21 protein-coding genes are annotated in these 13,538 nt (G+C 48.8%); 8 read left to right on the top strand and 13 right to left on the bottom strand.

All coding sequences use genetic code 11. The features are described from left to right. Positions 1 to 40: 40 nt before the first annotated feature. The 5 genes from AC3IRK_RS08010 to AC3IRK_RS07990 form a co-directional block, all read right to left on the bottom strand. Positions 41 to 814 carry an ABC transporter permease gene (locus AC3IRK_RS08010; RefSeq protein ID WP_131972719.1) on the bottom strand — a complete coding sequence of 258 codons (774 nt, stop codon included), beginning with the start codon at positions 812 to 814 and terminating at the stop codon, positions 41 to 43. After that, entirely contained in the window at positions 811 to 1,515 is a 705-nt protein-coding gene (locus AC3IRK_RS08005; protein WP_489170715.1) for an ABC transporter ATP-binding protein, read from the bottom strand. Before AC3IRK_RS08005 ends, AC3IRK_RS08010 begins: the two co-directional genes overlap by 4 nt. A 109-nt stretch (positions 1,516 to 1,624) precedes the next feature. Continuing rightward, a complete protein-coding gene (locus tag AC3IRK_RS08000) occupies positions 1,625 to 1,999 on the bottom strand; it encodes a YciI family protein (RefSeq protein ID WP_131972721.1) in 375 nt (124 codons plus the stop codon). 248 nt (positions 2,000 to 2,247) lie between these two features. Beyond that, positions 2,248 to 2,712, bottom strand: coding sequence for a GNAT family N-acetyltransferase (locus tag AC3IRK_RS07995; protein WP_131972722.1), 465 nt, complete (start codon positions 2,710 to 2,712; stop codon positions 2,248 to 2,250). Between the two features lie 14 nt (positions 2,713 to 2,726). Next, positions 2,727 to 3,164 carry an NUDIX domain-containing protein gene (locus tag AC3IRK_RS07990; protein WP_165871623.1) on the bottom strand — a complete coding sequence of 146 codons (438 nt, stop codon included), beginning with the start codon at positions 3,162 to 3,164 and terminating at the stop codon, positions 2,727 to 2,729. Positions 3,165 to 3,326: 162 nt separating this feature from the next. Here AC3IRK_RS07990 and AC3IRK_RS07985 point away from each other — a divergent pair, with 162 nt between their 5' ends. Next, the gene (locus AC3IRK_RS07985) at positions 3,327 to 3,797 is read left to right on the top strand and encodes a GNAT family N-acetyltransferase (RefSeq protein WP_489170714.1); all 471 of its coding nucleotides are present in this window, start codon (positions 3,327 to 3,329) and stop codon (positions 3,795 to 3,797) included. A gap of 17 nt (positions 3,798 to 3,814) precedes the next feature. After that, the gene (locus AC3IRK_RS07980) at positions 3,815 to 4,246 is read left to right on the top strand and encodes a hypothetical protein (RefSeq protein WP_489170713.1); all 432 of its coding nucleotides are present in this window, start codon (positions 3,815 to 3,817) and stop codon (positions 4,244 to 4,246) included. 33 nt (positions 4,247 to 4,279) lie between these two features. Here AC3IRK_RS07980 and AC3IRK_RS07975 read toward each other — a convergent pair whose 3' ends face one another. Beyond that, positions 4,280 to 4,792, bottom strand: coding sequence for a GNAT family N-acetyltransferase (locus tag AC3IRK_RS07975; RefSeq protein ID WP_489170712.1), 513 nt, complete (start codon positions 4,790 to 4,792; stop codon positions 4,280 to 4,282). Positions 4,793 to 4,907: 115 nt separating this feature from the next. Between AC3IRK_RS07975 and AC3IRK_RS07970 the strand changes: the two genes are divergently transcribed. Together AC3IRK_RS07970 and AC3IRK_RS07965 are read left to right on the top strand one after the other, a co-directional pair. Then, on the top strand, positions 4,908 to 6,134 hold the full coding sequence (locus AC3IRK_RS07970; RefSeq protein ID WP_489170711.1) for an MFS transporter: 1,227 nt from the start codon (positions 4,908 to 4,910) through the stop codon (positions 6,132 to 6,134). Beyond that, the gene (locus tag AC3IRK_RS07965) at positions 6,131 to 6,619 is read left to right on the top strand and encodes a hypothetical protein (RefSeq protein WP_489170710.1); all 489 of its coding nucleotides are present in this window, start codon (positions 6,131 to 6,133) and stop codon (positions 6,617 to 6,619) included. Before AC3IRK_RS07970 ends, AC3IRK_RS07965 begins: the two co-directional genes overlap by 4 nt. Before the next feature lie 43 nt (positions 6,620 to 6,662). On the opposite strand, the gene AC3IRK_RS07960 is transcribed toward AC3IRK_RS07965, so the two are convergent. Continuing rightward, positions 6,663 to 7,310 carry a hypothetical protein gene (locus AC3IRK_RS07960; protein WP_489170709.1) on the bottom strand — a complete coding sequence of 216 codons (648 nt, stop codon included), beginning with the start codon at positions 7,308 to 7,310 and terminating at the stop codon, positions 6,663 to 6,665. Between the two features lie 149 nt (positions 7,311 to 7,459). On the opposite strand from AC3IRK_RS07960, the gene AC3IRK_RS07955 reads away from it, so the two are divergent. Together AC3IRK_RS07955 and AC3IRK_RS07950 are read left to right on the top strand one after the other, a co-directional pair. Then, complete coding sequence (locus AC3IRK_RS07955; protein ID WP_131504141.1) at positions 7,460 to 7,753, top strand: hypothetical protein; 294 nt, start codon at positions 7,460 to 7,462, stop codon at positions 7,751 to 7,753. A gap of 21 nt (positions 7,754 to 7,774) precedes the next feature. Continuing rightward, a complete protein-coding gene (locus AC3IRK_RS07950) occupies positions 7,775 to 8,662 on the top strand; it encodes an NAD-dependent epimerase/dehydratase family protein (protein WP_489170708.1) in 888 nt (295 codons plus the stop codon). A gap of 9 nt (positions 8,663 to 8,671) precedes the next feature. Here the strand turns inward: AC3IRK_RS07950 and AC3IRK_RS07945 are convergent, their stop codons facing one another. Both AC3IRK_RS07945 and AC3IRK_RS07940 read right to left on the bottom strand, forming a co-directional pair. After that, positions 8,672 to 9,019: a DUF3147 family protein gene (locus AC3IRK_RS07945; RefSeq protein WP_489170707.1), complete on the bottom strand. Its 348-nt coding sequence runs from the start codon at positions 9,017 to 9,019 to the stop codon at positions 8,672 to 8,674. Beyond that, positions 9,000 to 9,410: a MarR family winged helix-turn-helix transcriptional regulator gene (locus AC3IRK_RS07940; RefSeq protein WP_131504139.1), complete on the bottom strand. Its 411-nt coding sequence runs from the start codon at positions 9,408 to 9,410 to the stop codon at positions 9,000 to 9,002. The genes AC3IRK_RS07945 and AC3IRK_RS07940 overlap by 20 nt, the downstream gene beginning before the upstream one ends. An 85-nt stretch (positions 9,411 to 9,495) precedes the next feature. Between AC3IRK_RS07940 and AC3IRK_RS07935 the strand changes: the two genes are divergently transcribed. Both AC3IRK_RS07935 and AC3IRK_RS07930 read left to right on the top strand, forming a co-directional pair. Further along, a complete protein-coding gene (locus AC3IRK_RS07935) occupies positions 9,496 to 9,864 on the top strand; it encodes a hypothetical protein (protein WP_131504138.1) in 369 nt (122 codons plus the stop codon). 132 nt (positions 9,865 to 9,996) lie between these two features. Continuing rightward, positions 9,997 to 10,644 (top strand): homing endonuclease associated repeat-containing protein, encoded by a 648-nt coding sequence (locus tag AC3IRK_RS07930; protein WP_489170706.1) that lies wholly within the window; start codon positions 9,997 to 9,999, stop codon positions 10,642 to 10,644. A 42-nt stretch (positions 10,645 to 10,686) separates the two neighbouring features. Here the strand turns inward: AC3IRK_RS07930 and AC3IRK_RS07925 are convergent, their stop codons facing one another. The 4 genes from AC3IRK_RS07925 to AC3IRK_RS07910 form a co-directional block, all read right to left on the bottom strand. Beyond that, a complete protein-coding gene (locus AC3IRK_RS07925; protein ID WP_489170705.1) occupies positions 10,687 to 11,124 on the bottom strand; it encodes a DUF4362 domain-containing protein in 438 nt (145 codons plus the stop codon). A 13-nt stretch (positions 11,125 to 11,137) separates the two neighbouring features. Further along, complete coding sequence (locus AC3IRK_RS07920; protein WP_489170704.1) at positions 11,138 to 12,430, bottom strand: protoglobin domain-containing protein; 1,293 nt, start codon at positions 12,428 to 12,430, stop codon at positions 11,138 to 11,140. A 172-nt stretch (positions 12,431 to 12,602) separates the two neighbouring features. Continuing rightward, the gene (locus tag AC3IRK_RS07915; protein WP_489170703.1) at positions 12,603 to 12,926 is read right to left on the bottom strand and encodes an SRPBCC family protein; all 324 of its coding nucleotides are present in this window, start codon (positions 12,924 to 12,926) and stop codon (positions 12,603 to 12,605) included. Between the two features lie 197 nt (positions 12,927 to 13,123). Beyond that, entirely contained in the window at positions 13,124 to 13,462 is a 339-nt protein-coding gene (locus tag AC3IRK_RS07910) for an ArsR/SmtB family transcription factor (RefSeq protein ID WP_426355334.1), read from the bottom strand. Positions 13,463 to 13,538 lie beyond the last annotated feature (76 nt).

Genomic DNA, 13,538 nt, shown 5'->3' with positions numbered 1-13,538 from the left:
CAGCCCACTGAGCGTCTCAGAGGCTGTTTGAGGATACAGATTAGTTCCGCTTGTTTTTTCGGTACGTCAGACCGATGAACTGGGATTTCTGATTAAACAGTTTCCGGTACGACATGTAACCGACGAGGACAGCCGACGTCGCTGCTGTCGTCAGCAACAGGAATAAAATCAGCAGCTGATACAGGACGGCTTCCATCGGATCGGCCCCGCCGATAATAAGACCGCTCATCATTCCTGGTAGCTGAACAAGTCCCATCGTCTTCTGCGCCTCAATCGTCGGAATCATACTCGTCCGGATGGCACTTTTGAGACTCGTATCAATCGCCGTTTTCGTATCACCGCCGAGGGATAAAATCAATTCGATTACTTCGTCGCTGCGTTCAACTTCATCCTTGAACTTGTTCAAGAACAACAGCGACAGAATCATACAGTTTCCGATGACCATCCCGCTGATTGGAATGACTTGCTGGGCTTCAAACGGAATGATGTTCAGTCCGAGCATCAGTCCCATCGTCAACACTTCGACCGAGACCAAGGTCGCGAGGACAATCCACTGAATGCCGGGAATCCCGTCACCTTTACGGATCACGTTAAGTGTCGCCGCACCAATCATCAACAGAATCATCAGCAGGATGTAGATCGGACTATCGCTCTCAAACACAAACGTCAGGATATAGCCGATGATCAGCAGTTGAATGATGGAACGGACGGTCGCGATCAGGATGTCTTTTTCGAGACCGAGTTTCAGTGTAAAGGCGAGAATCAGTGGAATCGCAATGAAAATCAAGGAAGTTGCCAACTGGATGTAACTCATGACAATTCCCCCTTTAGGAACGCCTGAATGTCCGAACGTGCTCCGTCCGGTTCAAGCAGCGAGACGTTGCCCTGCTCCAGCAGTTGTCCGTCTTTTAGGAACCAAACGTCTTCACTGACCCGGCGTGCCTGATCCAGATCATGTGTGATCCAGATGACGGTCACCTGAAGCTCGCGTTGCAGACGTTGAATCAGCTGCTCGATTTCCTTGACCATCCGAAAGTCGAGACTGGCCGTGATTTCGTCGAGCAACAACACATCCGGTCGATTGACGAGCGTCCGGGCAATCGCGAGCCGGCTCCGTTCACCGCCCGACAGTTCTTTGACCGGTTGGTTCAGGTCGACATGGAGATCGACTTGTTCCAGCAGACGCTTCGCTTCGTCCGGTGCCAATGTCTCGTGGAAAATCGTTTTCGGCAGACTGAGATTATCCATGACGGATCCCGGTAACATCGGTGCACTTTGAAACGCCATCCCGATTTGTTTCCGCAGTTCGACGAGGTTCATCTGTTCCAAGTCCTCGCCGCGGTAGCGAACCCGACCGCTGTTCGGGGAAATCAGTCCGTTGATCTGTTTTAAGCACGTCGATTTGCCGGCACCGCTTGGTCCGACGAGCGTCGTGATTTTGCCTTCCGTGAATCCTCCCGTGATGCCACGGAGTATATGTTTGTACTGCACGTCTTCAAAGGTAATGATCGACACGTCTGCTTCACCTGACTTTCTGGTTTCTTTTGATCCGCTATGAAACAGGTATACCCGAAAAACACAAAAACATACAACGCATCGATGCGCTGTATGTTTGAAAAACCGACTATTTGGCTTCTTTTGGGTCGATCAGCGGCCGCACTTCCATCCGCCAGCCGTACTTCTGTGCTTCCGGTAACTGGGTCGTTGGATGAAGTAATGCCAAGTCGACCGCCTGTTCCAAATCAACCGCTTCAAAGACGACCAAACTGCCGATCTGCTCCGTTTTATCCGGGTCCGGTCCGTCTTGATGCTGAATCTGTCCGTCGAGGAGCCGGGCCCGTTTCGTCTCCGCTCCCGGATGCCACTCATACAAGACGTTCGTTTTTGTAAAAAAATCTTCCAACGGTACATTACAGCGTTCCATGACGGCATCGAGCTCTTGCTGCGAGGACTGATTCATCTTTTCTGCATCGTAATAACCGATGAATAAAAATAACATCTGATCCCTCCTAGTTCCAAGGCTTTCTTGAGACGTCGTTCATTATTTAAGTACCCTGTTTTTAATGGATATAATACAAAACACCTTGTCTCCGTCGAGGAAACAAGGTGTCGCTTATTTATTGGCAATTTTGCGTAACAAATACAGCGCGTAGATAGCTGCCGGGACGGCCATGAACTGAACAAACAAATGCAACAGTCCAAAGATAAAATTCAAGTCTGTATAATCCATTCGTACTTCCCTCTTTCTTAATGCAACGATTTTGTGACGACTTGGCGCATCTTTTCAAAGCCAAGCCGTTCGTAGAAGACATCGACCCCGTCGTTGCTCATCCAGTAGTCGAGGTCGATTTTATGTATGTCCTGTTCGAGTGCCCGGCGCTCGACTTCAAGTAACAACTGACGACCGAAACCCTGCTGCTGTTTATCATCGACGATACAGAGATGATGGACGCGGGCTTTCGAATTGGCAAAATGAAAGGCACTTTCCGGACGCCGGAGATATTCGATCCAGACGTAGCCGATTGCTTCGCCGTCGAGTTCGGCAATCAAAAACTGATGACTGCCGGTTCCGACGATTTTCGCAAAAAACGCCCGGACCATCGCAAAGTCATACGGTTTAAAGAAGTCCGGCTGCTGCGCGACATGCGGCTCATGGACGTAGCGGTTCAGCCGGGCCAGTATATCGAGATCCGTTGTTTCGACAATCTGCATGCGTGTCCCTCCACTCAATGGGTGATTTGTCCGTTGAAGACATACGGGACCGTCTGTTGCGTCGTCAGAATCTGTTCGTATTCTTTTGACAGATTCATGAACTGAACGGCCTCAGCAATCGTGACCCACGAAATCTCCTCGATTTCATCGGGGAAAATCGTGCCAAGTTCGCCCCCGCGAATTTCGGACTGGAAAAAGAAGAACAGACAATGTTCATCGACTTGCGGAAAAAAGGCTTCGCTGACGTGCAACAGTTCCCCGACTGCGACGTCATAACCAGTCTCTTCTTTCGCTTCCCGGACTGCTGCTTCCGGCAACGTCTCTCCCGCTTCGACCGTCCCCCCCGGCAACGTGTAATACGAATACGACGGTCCAATGTTTTTGACCATCAAGACCTGATCCCGTGTCTCATTTAACAAGACATTATAGACGATATTTTTTTGGCGCGTCATGCTCATCCCCCCAAGTCAATAGATGGTATTTTTTAACTTATCTACTATACCATAGTCTTTTTCAGGCAGGGACAGTCTTCTCTAAAAAAGGAAAAATAATTCCATGCGAATGACCTTATGGTAAAATAATTCCATCCCGGACAAATAGGAAGGATGGATACGATGATTCACTTGGAACCGGCAATCGATAACGATGCCGACGCTTTATGGAAGTTGCAAGTCGCAGCCTTCAGTCCCTTGCTTGAGAAGTATCAAGATTATGATACCAATCCGGCCAATGAAACGATTGACCGGGTCTATACGCGAATTCATCATCCAGCGAGCTGTTTCTTAAAGATCATCGCGGACGGACAGCTCGTCGGCGCAATCTGTATTCGTTGGAAAGAAGACGTTCACTTCCGGATCAGTCCGCTATTTCTGGCCCCGGATGCACAAGGCAAAGGATTTGCCAAAAAAGCCATGCTGCTCGCGGAAGCCCGTTATCCGCAGGCCAAGACGTGGGAACTGTCGAGTCTCATTGAAGAAACGAAAACGTGTTTGTTGTACGAAAAGATGGGTTACGTCGAAACCGGTGTCCGGAAACCGCTGAATGACAAGGCAACGCTGATACAGTATCAAAAAATCATGAGATGAAAAAAGGATACTCGTCTATGTTAAACAAATTCTTCGCGGCCGCTCTGACCGCAATCACCACTTCCGGTCTATTGACGTTGGTTTTATCCGTTTATGCCTTTTTCGAAGAATCAGATAAAGATGTCTTTTCCGAGGCTTTCGATTATTTCCTCATTTACACGTTCTATTCGTTTCCCGTCATCTTCATTTCAGGAATCCTCGTCGATTGGCTGAAGAAACGATTCGTTTCATTCTTCCCTAAACGCTGGAAGACAGTCCCTTTGTTGTATGGTGCATCAGGCAGTACAATCGCCCTGGTTATTGTTTTACTAAATCATAACGGAGTCGTTCGGTTCAGTGAACTGTTGTTCTTGCTGCCTTTCCTGATGCTTTGCGGCGCATCCGCGATTCTGTATTTTTGGATTTCGCACAAGATTCTCCGGAAATCGTACGGCAATTCTAAAAAATGACTCGCGGTTAAACTACCGGAGTCATTTTTGACGTCAGTCAATCATCGTCCGTTTGAACTGAATGAGCATCATCCGTTGACCGTTCAGTTCGACTTCTACTGCTTTGCTTCCTTGTTGGAATCCGTTACCTGTCAGGACTTTTTGCGAAGCGATGTTTCCGTCTGTCGTCCTCGCTTGAATTTCCTTAATATCAAGCTTCGGACATTGTTTAATCAGCAACTGGACGGCCTCTTTGGCAATCCCCTTACCCGTATGATTTTGTCCAATCCGGTAGCCAAGTTCGGCCCGTTTAGTAGTTATATCCCGGTCGACAAGATTGATTCGGCCGAGAATTTCTCCGTCGACATCCTTGATCAGATAAAAGAATGAAATGCCCTCCCGCTGTTCCTGTAAGAGTGATGCATGCCGTTGCTTAAAAATCTCAGGCAGGTAATAGTCTTCGCCTCGCGACGGAATCGATTGTTCGAAATATAGACGGTTCTCGAGTTCAAATGCATATAACGCTTCTGCATCCAGTGCCGTACAGGCTTCCAACTGTATTTTCATACCACTCCTCCTGAAGTTCCTAATTATTCCTTTCAAATTCCATATATTATCATTATAATCATATACGATACGCTGTATCAATGCGTCGCCATTACAGTTCAAGTTAGGACAAATCATGTTCATCAAACGAAATTATCATAATCTGGCCACCCATAACGTTCGCGTCTTTTATCTCATCACCTTGTTTGGAACGATCAACCTCCTTGATCCGGTCATCACCTTATTTTATTTTCAGCGCGGCTTGTGGGCATCCGACATTTTGATCATCCTCTTTATGTATTGTGCCGCAACGTTAGTATCGGAAATCCCGACCGGTACCTTTGCCGACCGCTTCGGACCAAAAGCATCGTTTTTAACGGGCAGCCTGATCAGCGTCTTTTCGACCAGTCTGTTACTGATTGCGGATAATCTCTGGTGGTTTTCGATTCAGGGTCTGCTGTGGGGATTATCCACGTCCTTCTTTTCCGGATCGGACGATGCCCTAATTTACGAATCACTAAAGGAAAGTGGACAGGAAAAGACAATGAGTCAGGTCATGGCGAAGATCTCGTCCGTGATGTTTGCCGCGACAATTTTCACCAGCCTGATCGGTGCCTATCTCGTCCGGGACTTGGCGGAAAGTCAGTTTCGGTTCCTGATCCTCATCGGCATTCTTTTCAAAATCATCGAATTCCTGTTGATCTTTAGTCTGATCAACCCTAAATCGTTTGACCAGTTCCGGGACAACCCGTATACCCATGTCAAAAACGGTTGGCAGATTATCCGTAAGTCCCCGGATTTAATTAAAGTCTTTCTCAACTTCACGATTGTATTGATTCCGTCTGTTGTCATTTTCGGCAAGTTCGAGCAACCGTACGTAACAGGGGCCGGACTGCCCGTCGTCTGGCTTGGTGTCTTGTATGCCAGCGCTGCTCTACTCAGCATGCTGATCACTCGTCATCTCGCGTGGCTTCTCCTCCGGTTTAAACGAACGACGCTGATGCAACTGTCCGGAATCATGACACTGCTTGCCGTTACGCTGGCAAGTTTCCTGTTTGACAGTTTATGGATTGCCTTAGTGCTCTTTTTTGTCCTTCGGATGATCCGGTCGATCCGCCAGCCGCTCTATTCCGGCATAATCAACGAACACATCCCGTCCGGCAGCCGGGCGACGACACTCTCACTGCTCAATCTCGTCGATTCCGCGTTCGACTTAATCATTCTCGGAACGATGTCATTTGTCGCGACCCTCGGATTACCGGCCATCTTTCTCGGATGTGCTCTGATTATCGGAGTAGGTCTGTTGTTTCCGGTACGGGAAGCGAAACATGTACAAGAGCAAGAAGGGAGACACATCGTATGATTTACCGGAAAATAATCGCGGCTTCCATCTCCGGCCCTATCTTCGCCATTTTGTTCGGTCTGTTTGTTCCGGGTCCGACTAGCTTACCTGACAACTCAATTTGGCAGTATCTTTCAAGTGTTTTAATCAGCATTCCAGCCTACCTGATGTACAGTTTTCCGTTCATCCTGATTTACGGCGGGATCACTTCACTGCTCAGTGAGATCATCAGCCGACGGATCACTAAACATCAAAAAGCTGAATTCATTGTGTCGGGTGTGCTGCACCTTGCATTCGGAGCCGGGTTTTTCCTGCTCCTGAATCCTTACGCCGGTATCCTCAGCTTAGCTGCAGCATTCCTGTTTTTCGTGACAGATCGTTACTTACAGAACAAACGGGCTTCGTACCGGCTGACGCAAGCCTTGATGAGTCTAGAAATTCCGATTGGTGTCTGGATTTTGTTCATGGGAATCGTTTACCTTCAAAGCCTGGTAACTGGAAACTGAACAAGAGCGGACGACCTGACACTCCAGGTCGTTCGCTCTTTTGTTAAAAGTACGTATTAAATCCGATTTCATCTTCCCGCAGAACACCTTTTTCACTAATATATTCCGTAGCCAGATTTCCGCGCCGGAGTAAATTCTTTTTCTTTATAGCCGTTGCCAGCCGCGTCAGATTTTTTTCTTCCGTCGGTAACCGGTCCCGTTGCAGTGTAATCGTAATGAATGGCGGAATTTTAGCTTTCTGATATTCACTTGACGATGTCGGCTCCAACTTCAACTGCTGAACATCGTCCGGATAATAGACGGCCCTGTAAGCTGTCCCTGAACCGAAGATATTTTCGACAAGCGGACGGATCTGTTCCGTCAGTTTTTGCGACCACTGTTCAGACAAATAGGTATCCGTAACCTGCTTTGTCTGCTGATCGATGTAGACAAAAAATTCCGTATCAGTTTTTGGATCCTGTAATTGTACGGCATAATCAAAATCAGAGTATTTTCCCGCAGCGTCGTAAAAGACGCCTTCCAGCTCTGCCTGTTTGAAGTGTTTTGTGATATACGATTTTGTCTCGCGTACGATACGATCCGCTTCCGGTTGGTCCGGTTCCATCGACTGGACATACAGGAAAATCACCAGACCAGACATCACGATTATGACGCCGAAAAGGATTAGTACTTTTTTAGCAAAAGTATTCATGAAGCCCCTCCTTTTTTCTTAATATTACCATCCTTTTTATCAAATTGACTAAATCCATCCATATTTCACTTTCGCATTTCGTTTCCTATCCCTACAATGAACATAACCAATTAATCTCTGAATCCTACCAATGAAAGTGTGGTGGAAACATGCGTCGAACCATTTGGCTGATGCTGTTGAGTCTATTTATCGTACCCATTTTATCCGGTTGTTCCGATCAGGCATACGTTATCGAAGAGATGAACGGCAATCAGCTTTCGCTCGGTCCGGATGAGCAAAATCCGGAGGAACAGTATGCCTTGACCGAAGTCACGCTGGACGGCAAGACGAAAATTGATGGGCGGACGAATCAATTATCCGTTCTCCAAAAGGGTGATGTTATCCGCTTTGAATACCGAAACGACAAAAAACCGCTCGTCGCAACGATTGAGCGGGTCAAATAATCCAGAGAGAAGGTTGAACAGATGGAACTGTCCGGAAAACGGATTCTCGTCACCGGTGTTACCGGGACGCTTGGACTGCGCATCGCAAAACGATTATTGTCAGAGGCGCTTGAAGTCCGGGGATTGATACGACAGGCGGAGCGGTTCACTGAATTCGAATCACTCGGGATCACGCCGGTTTTTGGTGATTTGACCAATCAAACGTCACTTGAAAAAGCGATCGAACAAATCGATTGGGTCGTCCATTGTGCCGCCTATCTTGGTGATGATGAAAATCTCGCCCACCAGTCGAATGTTGAAGGTGTCATTCATTTAGCAACGGCCGCGTTAGATGCAGGAGCACGTGTCCTCCACATCTCGACGACATCCGTCTATGGCGAACCGGCAAATGGTCACATGACGGAGTCGTCTCCACTTGCGGTTGATCATCCGGCCCCTTATATCCGTACCAAAATCCGGTCGGAACAGATTCTCCTCGATTATGCCGCCCGCGGCTTGGACGTCCGGATTCTGCGCCCCGGGGCCATTTGCGCTGAACACGATTCGCACTGGGGGGACCGGCAAGTCAGACGGATGCAGGAAGCGGATCGCGTGACCTGGGTCCACCCGGCTGATCTTGTCAACTGGGTCCATGCCGATAACATTGCCGAGATGGTCGTCCTCGTCCTTACACGTGGAAAAGCTGGTGACGTGTTCCATGCCGTCGATGCCAATATTCCGGAAACGGACTTTCGGATGCAGCTGATTGAAGCCTCCGGCAAACCGTATCAGGTTCCGGCCCGTGCGGCTGAACGCCCGACGTATGCAACGGACAAAATCAGGTCGCTCGGCTACGAGCCGGTTCGATCGTTTGACGAAACGATGGATGCATTGCTGGCCTTGTTTTCTCTACCAGCGACACGCGAATGACATCCGGGGCTATTGTCGACTCCAGAACAACATCAGCTGTTGCTGCAGCATCCAAACAACCCACCAACATGCTCCGGCGCAGAGGACGCTGACAATCAGCGATCCGCCCCGGCTCAATAACAGGTACAACACAAGCAACAGAAGAAACGTCGCCGGCAAGCCGTACAGGACACTTTTGACAAACGCCGTCACTTCCATTTTTGATTGACCCTGTCGGACGAGCAAGATGAGGCTGATCAGACTGACGAGCGGCAGGGCCGCAATCACCCCGCCGTACGTCGGGGAACGTCGGGCCAATTCCGTGACAAAACCGATAATGACGGTACTGGTCAGAATCTTAATCAGAAAAGCAGTCATCGGTCGCCTCGCGAAACAGCTGAAATGCCGTTTGAATCATGTGTTGTTCTGCAGGAGATAATTGTTTTAAAACATGCTCGACACGCTTTGCGTCGAGTTCGGTATGCGTTTTGACGGCCGTCCGTCCTTCACGCGTCAAACTGACTTGAACGACACGCTGGTCGACAGATGACCGTTGTTTGACGACATACCCAAGCCCTTCTAGTTTCTTTACATGCTCCGACGCGGTATTCGGAGACAAATTAAACCGGGCTGCAATCTCCTTCACTGTCATGGCGCCTGTCATTTGAATCGTTTGCAAGATCCGGACACTTTGATGCGACAAATTTTCCGTCCATTTCGGATGCAGATGATAGTACAACCGGGCAAAGTCTTCATGAATCGCTGACATCTCGTTCACTCCCTTTTATATCGACATATCCGATTATATCGTAAATTACGACATAAATAAACAGCCAGGAAAGCGAGGACAGAACATGAAAAAACGAATCACACTGTTCGTCATGAGCAGTCTATTCTTTACAGCAGGATGTACGACTGACATAACGACTTCGACGACGGATTCGATTGCGACGGAAGCCCGTCAAGATCCGGCAGCTGATTTAATCCGGGCAGACGACCGGGTGTATCGGCTCGACGGAAAAGATGCGACAATCAAAAAAAAGAACGTGATTTCCTTTTCGACTGTCACGAAACAACTTACCGCCAAACAACCGTTGACGGACCAATCGGCGACAGACTGGCAATCCGGAACGAAGTTATACCGGAGTGAAGACGCGACCGGTGTGCTGTTTGTTTTCAAAGGAACGACCGCTTACCGGTATACGGCCATTCCGGAAGGCTGATGGGTGCGAAATCCTTCTCTGTTCGAGACGACCGTCCCATTGAACCTTACGATTTTGTTAGTTAAATCTCTTTGAGGTAGATGGTACACTAATCCCATTACGTTCCAACGATCCACTAAGGGAGACTTCTTGATGAAAGAAACCACGCACACATCCACTTCCACCTTGACGACGAATGAAAAAATCATTCGCTTGATCCAAGGTCTTCACCAGTTACATACAACACCGATGAAAGCAGCACATTACCAAAAATTAGCACATTACCTGCCCTATCCCTCTTTACAGGAAATTGAACAACGGTTTGGCTCTTGGACCAAACTATTGGAACAAGCGGGCATCGTCAAACCGTTCGAGTTGTCCACCGAGGACCATTTGATGCTGAATCGGGCAAAACCCGGTACGTCCAGCCAAAAACGCTGGAGTGTGGATGAAAGCATCGCTTTTTATATCAAGACGCGTGGCTCGCGCGTGACCATCCGCTCTTACTCTGAGTTACGGGAAACACATACGCAGATGGTGAGCGCAAACACCATCATCCGGCATTACGGGACATGGAAACAGGCACTGGCACATTTCCGGTTGTCGTCAAACGGTTTTTATTCCGACGCAGATTGCCTGAACGCGTTGCGCCAGGCATACGAAGAGCTCGGTCCTGACTTAACGAGCCAAGAGTATGTCCGGTTTGCGCGTAAGCACCAGGCCCCTTCCTTAACCTTATTAATCGAACGGTTCACGAGTTGGCGGGAAGCCTTACGGATTCTCGAAGAGACACTCGACTAAAAAACGGTTGATCCTCGCATGATTCGGAGGATCAACCGTTTTTCATTTTTTAAGTTCACCTGGATTTGATTTGAAAATCTCATGATCCTGTCCTTCTTGGCAGCCGGTCAGGGTAAAGGTGTTCCCTCCATCAGTTGTTTGCTGCTCAAGGTTTTGACAGATTTCCTTGTTCCGGTCGTCTGCCTGCGAACCATATTCATCACGCGAAGAATCGAGGGAATAGGTAAACCGTTTCCCGTCATACGTGACATCTTCAAGGATTGCCTCGCCTTCCGTCGTATACCCCGTAATTCGGATTGTATCCTGTTTCTGTTGCCCGACTCGCGTTAAAAAGGTCTCAAACCGGTCAAGATTATGCCGTTCCGGGGTCGTGACGATGTCACCGTTTTTGACGGCTTCCTCTGACGGGTAATCGTTACTTGCACAACCGGCAAGCATCAGAATTCCAACTCCAAACAACAGATGGATTCGTTTTATCATCCCTATTCCCCTTTCAGAGTGTCGTCGCGACGGTCTGTAAATCGTCAGCCGTCTCCGCAATCGATTCCGCGATATGGCGCATCCCTTCAATCGTTCCGGCGACCTGTTCCGTATCCTGCGACAATGTAATGATTTGTTTCGAGACATCGACCGTTTGACGGGAAATCGTCGTAAAGGCAGTGACGACACGAGTCAGTTCTTCCGTCGTTTGCACGACTGACTGCTCGGTCCCGCTCATCCGCTCCGAGACTTGTCCCATTTTCGAAGTGATTTCCTGGGCGATGCTTGATGCTTCTGACGCGGACCGTTTACTTTCTTCCGCCAGTTTCCGGATTTCCTGGGCGACGACGGTAAAGCCGCGTCCCATCTCGCCGGCCCGTGCGGCCTCGATCGAGGCGTTGAGACTCAACAGGTTCGTCTGATCGGAAATCGCCGTCACCATCCCGGCAATCCGTTCGATTTCGCGTGACAAAAAGGCGAGCTGTGTCATCTGTTCCGTCGTCAGCGTCATCTCTTCTACAACTTGTTCAAACCGTTTCGTTTCCGCCTCGACCAATTCGACACCGTCTGCCGCTTCTTTGGCGGCCTGGGTCAATTGTGTGGCAATCGCCCCGGTCGTCACGGACACCTGTTGGGCATGCCGCTCCATTTCCTGAAAACTGGCGGACGATTGTTGGCTCATCGCGGCCAGTTCCTCTGTCGACTTTTGAACAGTCTGTCCGACACGCTGTTTCGCATCCGTGACCGTCTGCCGCTCAGCTTCGACCATTTCATCATACATCGTCAGGACGATCTGTTGTTCAAGATTAAACAGTTTCCCGGCAGAACGGACGATCCGGACCTGTTCCGACTCGGGTAACGTACTTTCCTCAATTTTTCGGCTGAAGACGTTTAATACTTTTTGGAAAGCGGCAATGTACCACTTATTTTGCAGGCCGATCCGGACATGCCGGTCGGCGATCCGTTTCCGGACGCTGATGTAGTCCGCTGTGACCTGGCCGTCAAACATCTGGAGGATATGCTTGGCAAGCGTTCCCTTTAACCGTTCGAGTGTCGAATGCCGTTCAATCAGTTGTTTCAGCTCCGGCACCCGGAGCAGTTCCGCATAAAATGCATCGACCATCTGCGGCATCCACTCTGCGACATCGTGACGGATCAAACGGACGATTTGTAAATCCTCGACCGTCAAATCAATCAGCTGAAGTTGTTGCGCAAATGCCGCCCCCGCTTCCAGGCGAACATGTTCCTGTTCTTGTTGCATCCGTTCTGAAAACGTCATCTCTTGTTGTTTCGACCACCATTTCACACTATCGATCCCCTTTTTCAATCATCTCATCTTGTATAACGGCTTCATCCTTCCAAAGATGAAGTATTTCCCTTTGAATTCCCAAAATGAAAGACCTTTTTTCCAAAAGAGTGACAGTTCTGAATGACTGTTCGAAAAAAACAACCCGTCCGTGACGGATTGTCAGAAACTTTTAGGATATGGTTCGTTGAAGAAGACATTGGTCGAGACGATGCAATTGTGACGTGAATCCTTCTTTCATCCCCATCTCAAGGACCTGTTTTACGGCTTCCTCGGTCTTAAAGTCCGACCGGAACACTACCCGGGTCCGGTCACCGACGGCTTCGAACGTCGTCACGTTTTCACTGCCCGGCAATTCTTCGGAAATCGTTCCGGAAGCATCCGAAAAATAGTCGGCGTGGGCATAACTTTGCGGAGCATCAATCTGTCGGAAAATCGCTTTTCCCCAGGATTCCATGCCGTAAAACTCGCCCTGATTCGGATCCTCACAGCGCATACAGTAATGCCAAATACCGCCTTCGACGAAATCAAAGGTCGTGATTTCGGTTTGCCAGCCTTCCGGTCCCCCCAGGCTTCGAGCTGCTCTTTTTCCGTGAATGCGGCAAATACCATTTCGCGCGGAGCATCAAACGTCCATTCCATTTGTAAAACGGAACCTTCGACTTTCGTTTTTAGTTTTTCTTGCATCATCGTTCACTCCTTTGGGTTGACTGTGTCCTGCATCTGTTCCAAATAGCCTTCAAGTCGTGTCATCCGGCTGACCATCTGCTGTTCAAACGATTGGCTCCACGCAGTGAGACCTTGAAACGGCTCCGTCCGCAAATGATAGATCCGGCGATTGGCGGCCGGTTCGATACGGACGAGATCCGCTTCGAGCAATACCTTTAGATGTTTTGATGTCTGCGGTTGGTTGAGACCTAACTGTGCGGCAATCTCACCGACCGGCAACGGACCTGTCTTTAACAGTTCGACGATGTTCAGGCGATTGGCATCGGATAAAGCAAATAATGTTCGTTCAAGCCTCTCTGACATGATTTCCACCTCTTCTTATTTTATATATACCCTTAAAGGAATATTCCAAACAAAGAATATATAAAATTGAGCGAAA

Source organism: Exiguobacterium sp. GL_137 (genome assembly GCF_057834585.1).
The sequence above is the reverse complement of the archived record's forward strand: the minus strand, read 5'-3'. Positions and strand labels throughout refer to the sequence as shown.

Excerpts from the sequence above, each read along its gene's own strand:
- AC3IRK_RS07975 (WP_489170712.1), bottom strand. The coding sequence starts at position 4,792 with ATGAAAATACAGTTGGAAGCCTGTACGGCACTGGATGCAGAAGCGTTA.
- AC3IRK_RS07950 (WP_489170708.1), top strand. The coding sequence starts at position 7,775 with ATGGAACTGTCCGGAAAACGGATTCTCGTCACCGGTGTTACCGGGACG.
- AC3IRK_RS07980 (WP_489170713.1), top strand. The coding sequence starts at position 3,815 with ATGTTAAACAAATTCTTCGCGGCCGCTCTGACCGCAATCACCACTTCC.
- AC3IRK_RS07960 (WP_489170709.1), bottom strand. The coding sequence starts at position 7,310 with ATGAATACTTTTGCTAAAAAAGTACTAATCCTTTTCGGCGTCATAATC.
- AC3IRK_RS07910 (WP_426355334.1), bottom strand. The coding sequence starts at position 13,462 with ATGTCAGAGAGGCTTGAACGAACATTATTTGCTTTATCCGATGCCAAT.
- AC3IRK_RS07925 (WP_489170705.1), bottom strand. The coding sequence starts at position 11,124 with ATGATAAAACGAATCCATCTGTTGTTTGGAGTTGGAATTCTGATGCTT.
- AC3IRK_RS07990 (WP_165871623.1), bottom strand. The coding sequence starts at position 3,164 with ATGACGCGCCAAAAAAATATCGTCTATAATGTCTTGTTAAATGAGACA.
- AC3IRK_RS07955 (WP_131504141.1), top strand. The coding sequence starts at position 7,460 with ATGCGTCGAACCATTTGGCTGATGCTGTTGAGTCTATTTATCGTACCC.
- AC3IRK_RS07935 (WP_131504138.1), top strand. The coding sequence starts at position 9,496 with ATGAAAAAACGAATCACACTGTTCGTCATGAGCAGTCTATTCTTTACA.
- AC3IRK_RS07965 (WP_489170710.1), top strand. The coding sequence starts at position 6,131 with ATGATTTACCGGAAAATAATCGCGGCTTCCATCTCCGGCCCTATCTTC.
- AC3IRK_RS08000 (WP_131972721.1), bottom strand. The coding sequence starts at position 1,999 with ATGTTATTTTTATTCATCGGTTATTACGATGCAGAAAAGATGAATCAG.
- AC3IRK_RS07945 (WP_489170707.1), bottom strand. The coding sequence starts at position 9,019 with ATGACTGCTTTTCTGATTAAGATTCTGACCAGTACCGTCATTATCGGT.
- AC3IRK_RS08010 (WP_131972719.1), bottom strand. The coding sequence starts at position 814 with ATGAGTTACATCCAGTTGGCAACTTCCTTGATTTTCATTGCGATTCCA.
- AC3IRK_RS07970 (WP_489170711.1), top strand. The coding sequence starts at position 4,908 with ATGTTCATCAAACGAAATTATCATAATCTGGCCACCCATAACGTTCGC.
- AC3IRK_RS07930 (WP_489170706.1), top strand. The coding sequence starts at position 9,997 with ATGAAAGAAACCACGCACACATCCACTTCCACCTTGACGACGAATGAA.
- AC3IRK_RS07995 (WP_131972722.1), bottom strand. The coding sequence starts at position 2,712 with ATGCAGATTGTCGAAACAACGGATCTCGATATACTGGCCCGGCTGAAC.
- AC3IRK_RS07985 (WP_489170714.1), top strand. The coding sequence starts at position 3,327 with ATGATTCACTTGGAACCGGCAATCGATAACGATGCCGACGCTTTATGG.
- AC3IRK_RS07940 (WP_131504139.1), bottom strand. The coding sequence starts at position 9,410 with ATGTCAGCGATTCATGAAGACTTTGCCCGGTTGTACTATCATCTGCAT.
- AC3IRK_RS07915 (WP_489170703.1), bottom strand. The coding sequence starts at position 12,926 with ATGCGCTGTGAGGATCCGAATCAGGGCGAGTTTTACGGCATGGAATCC.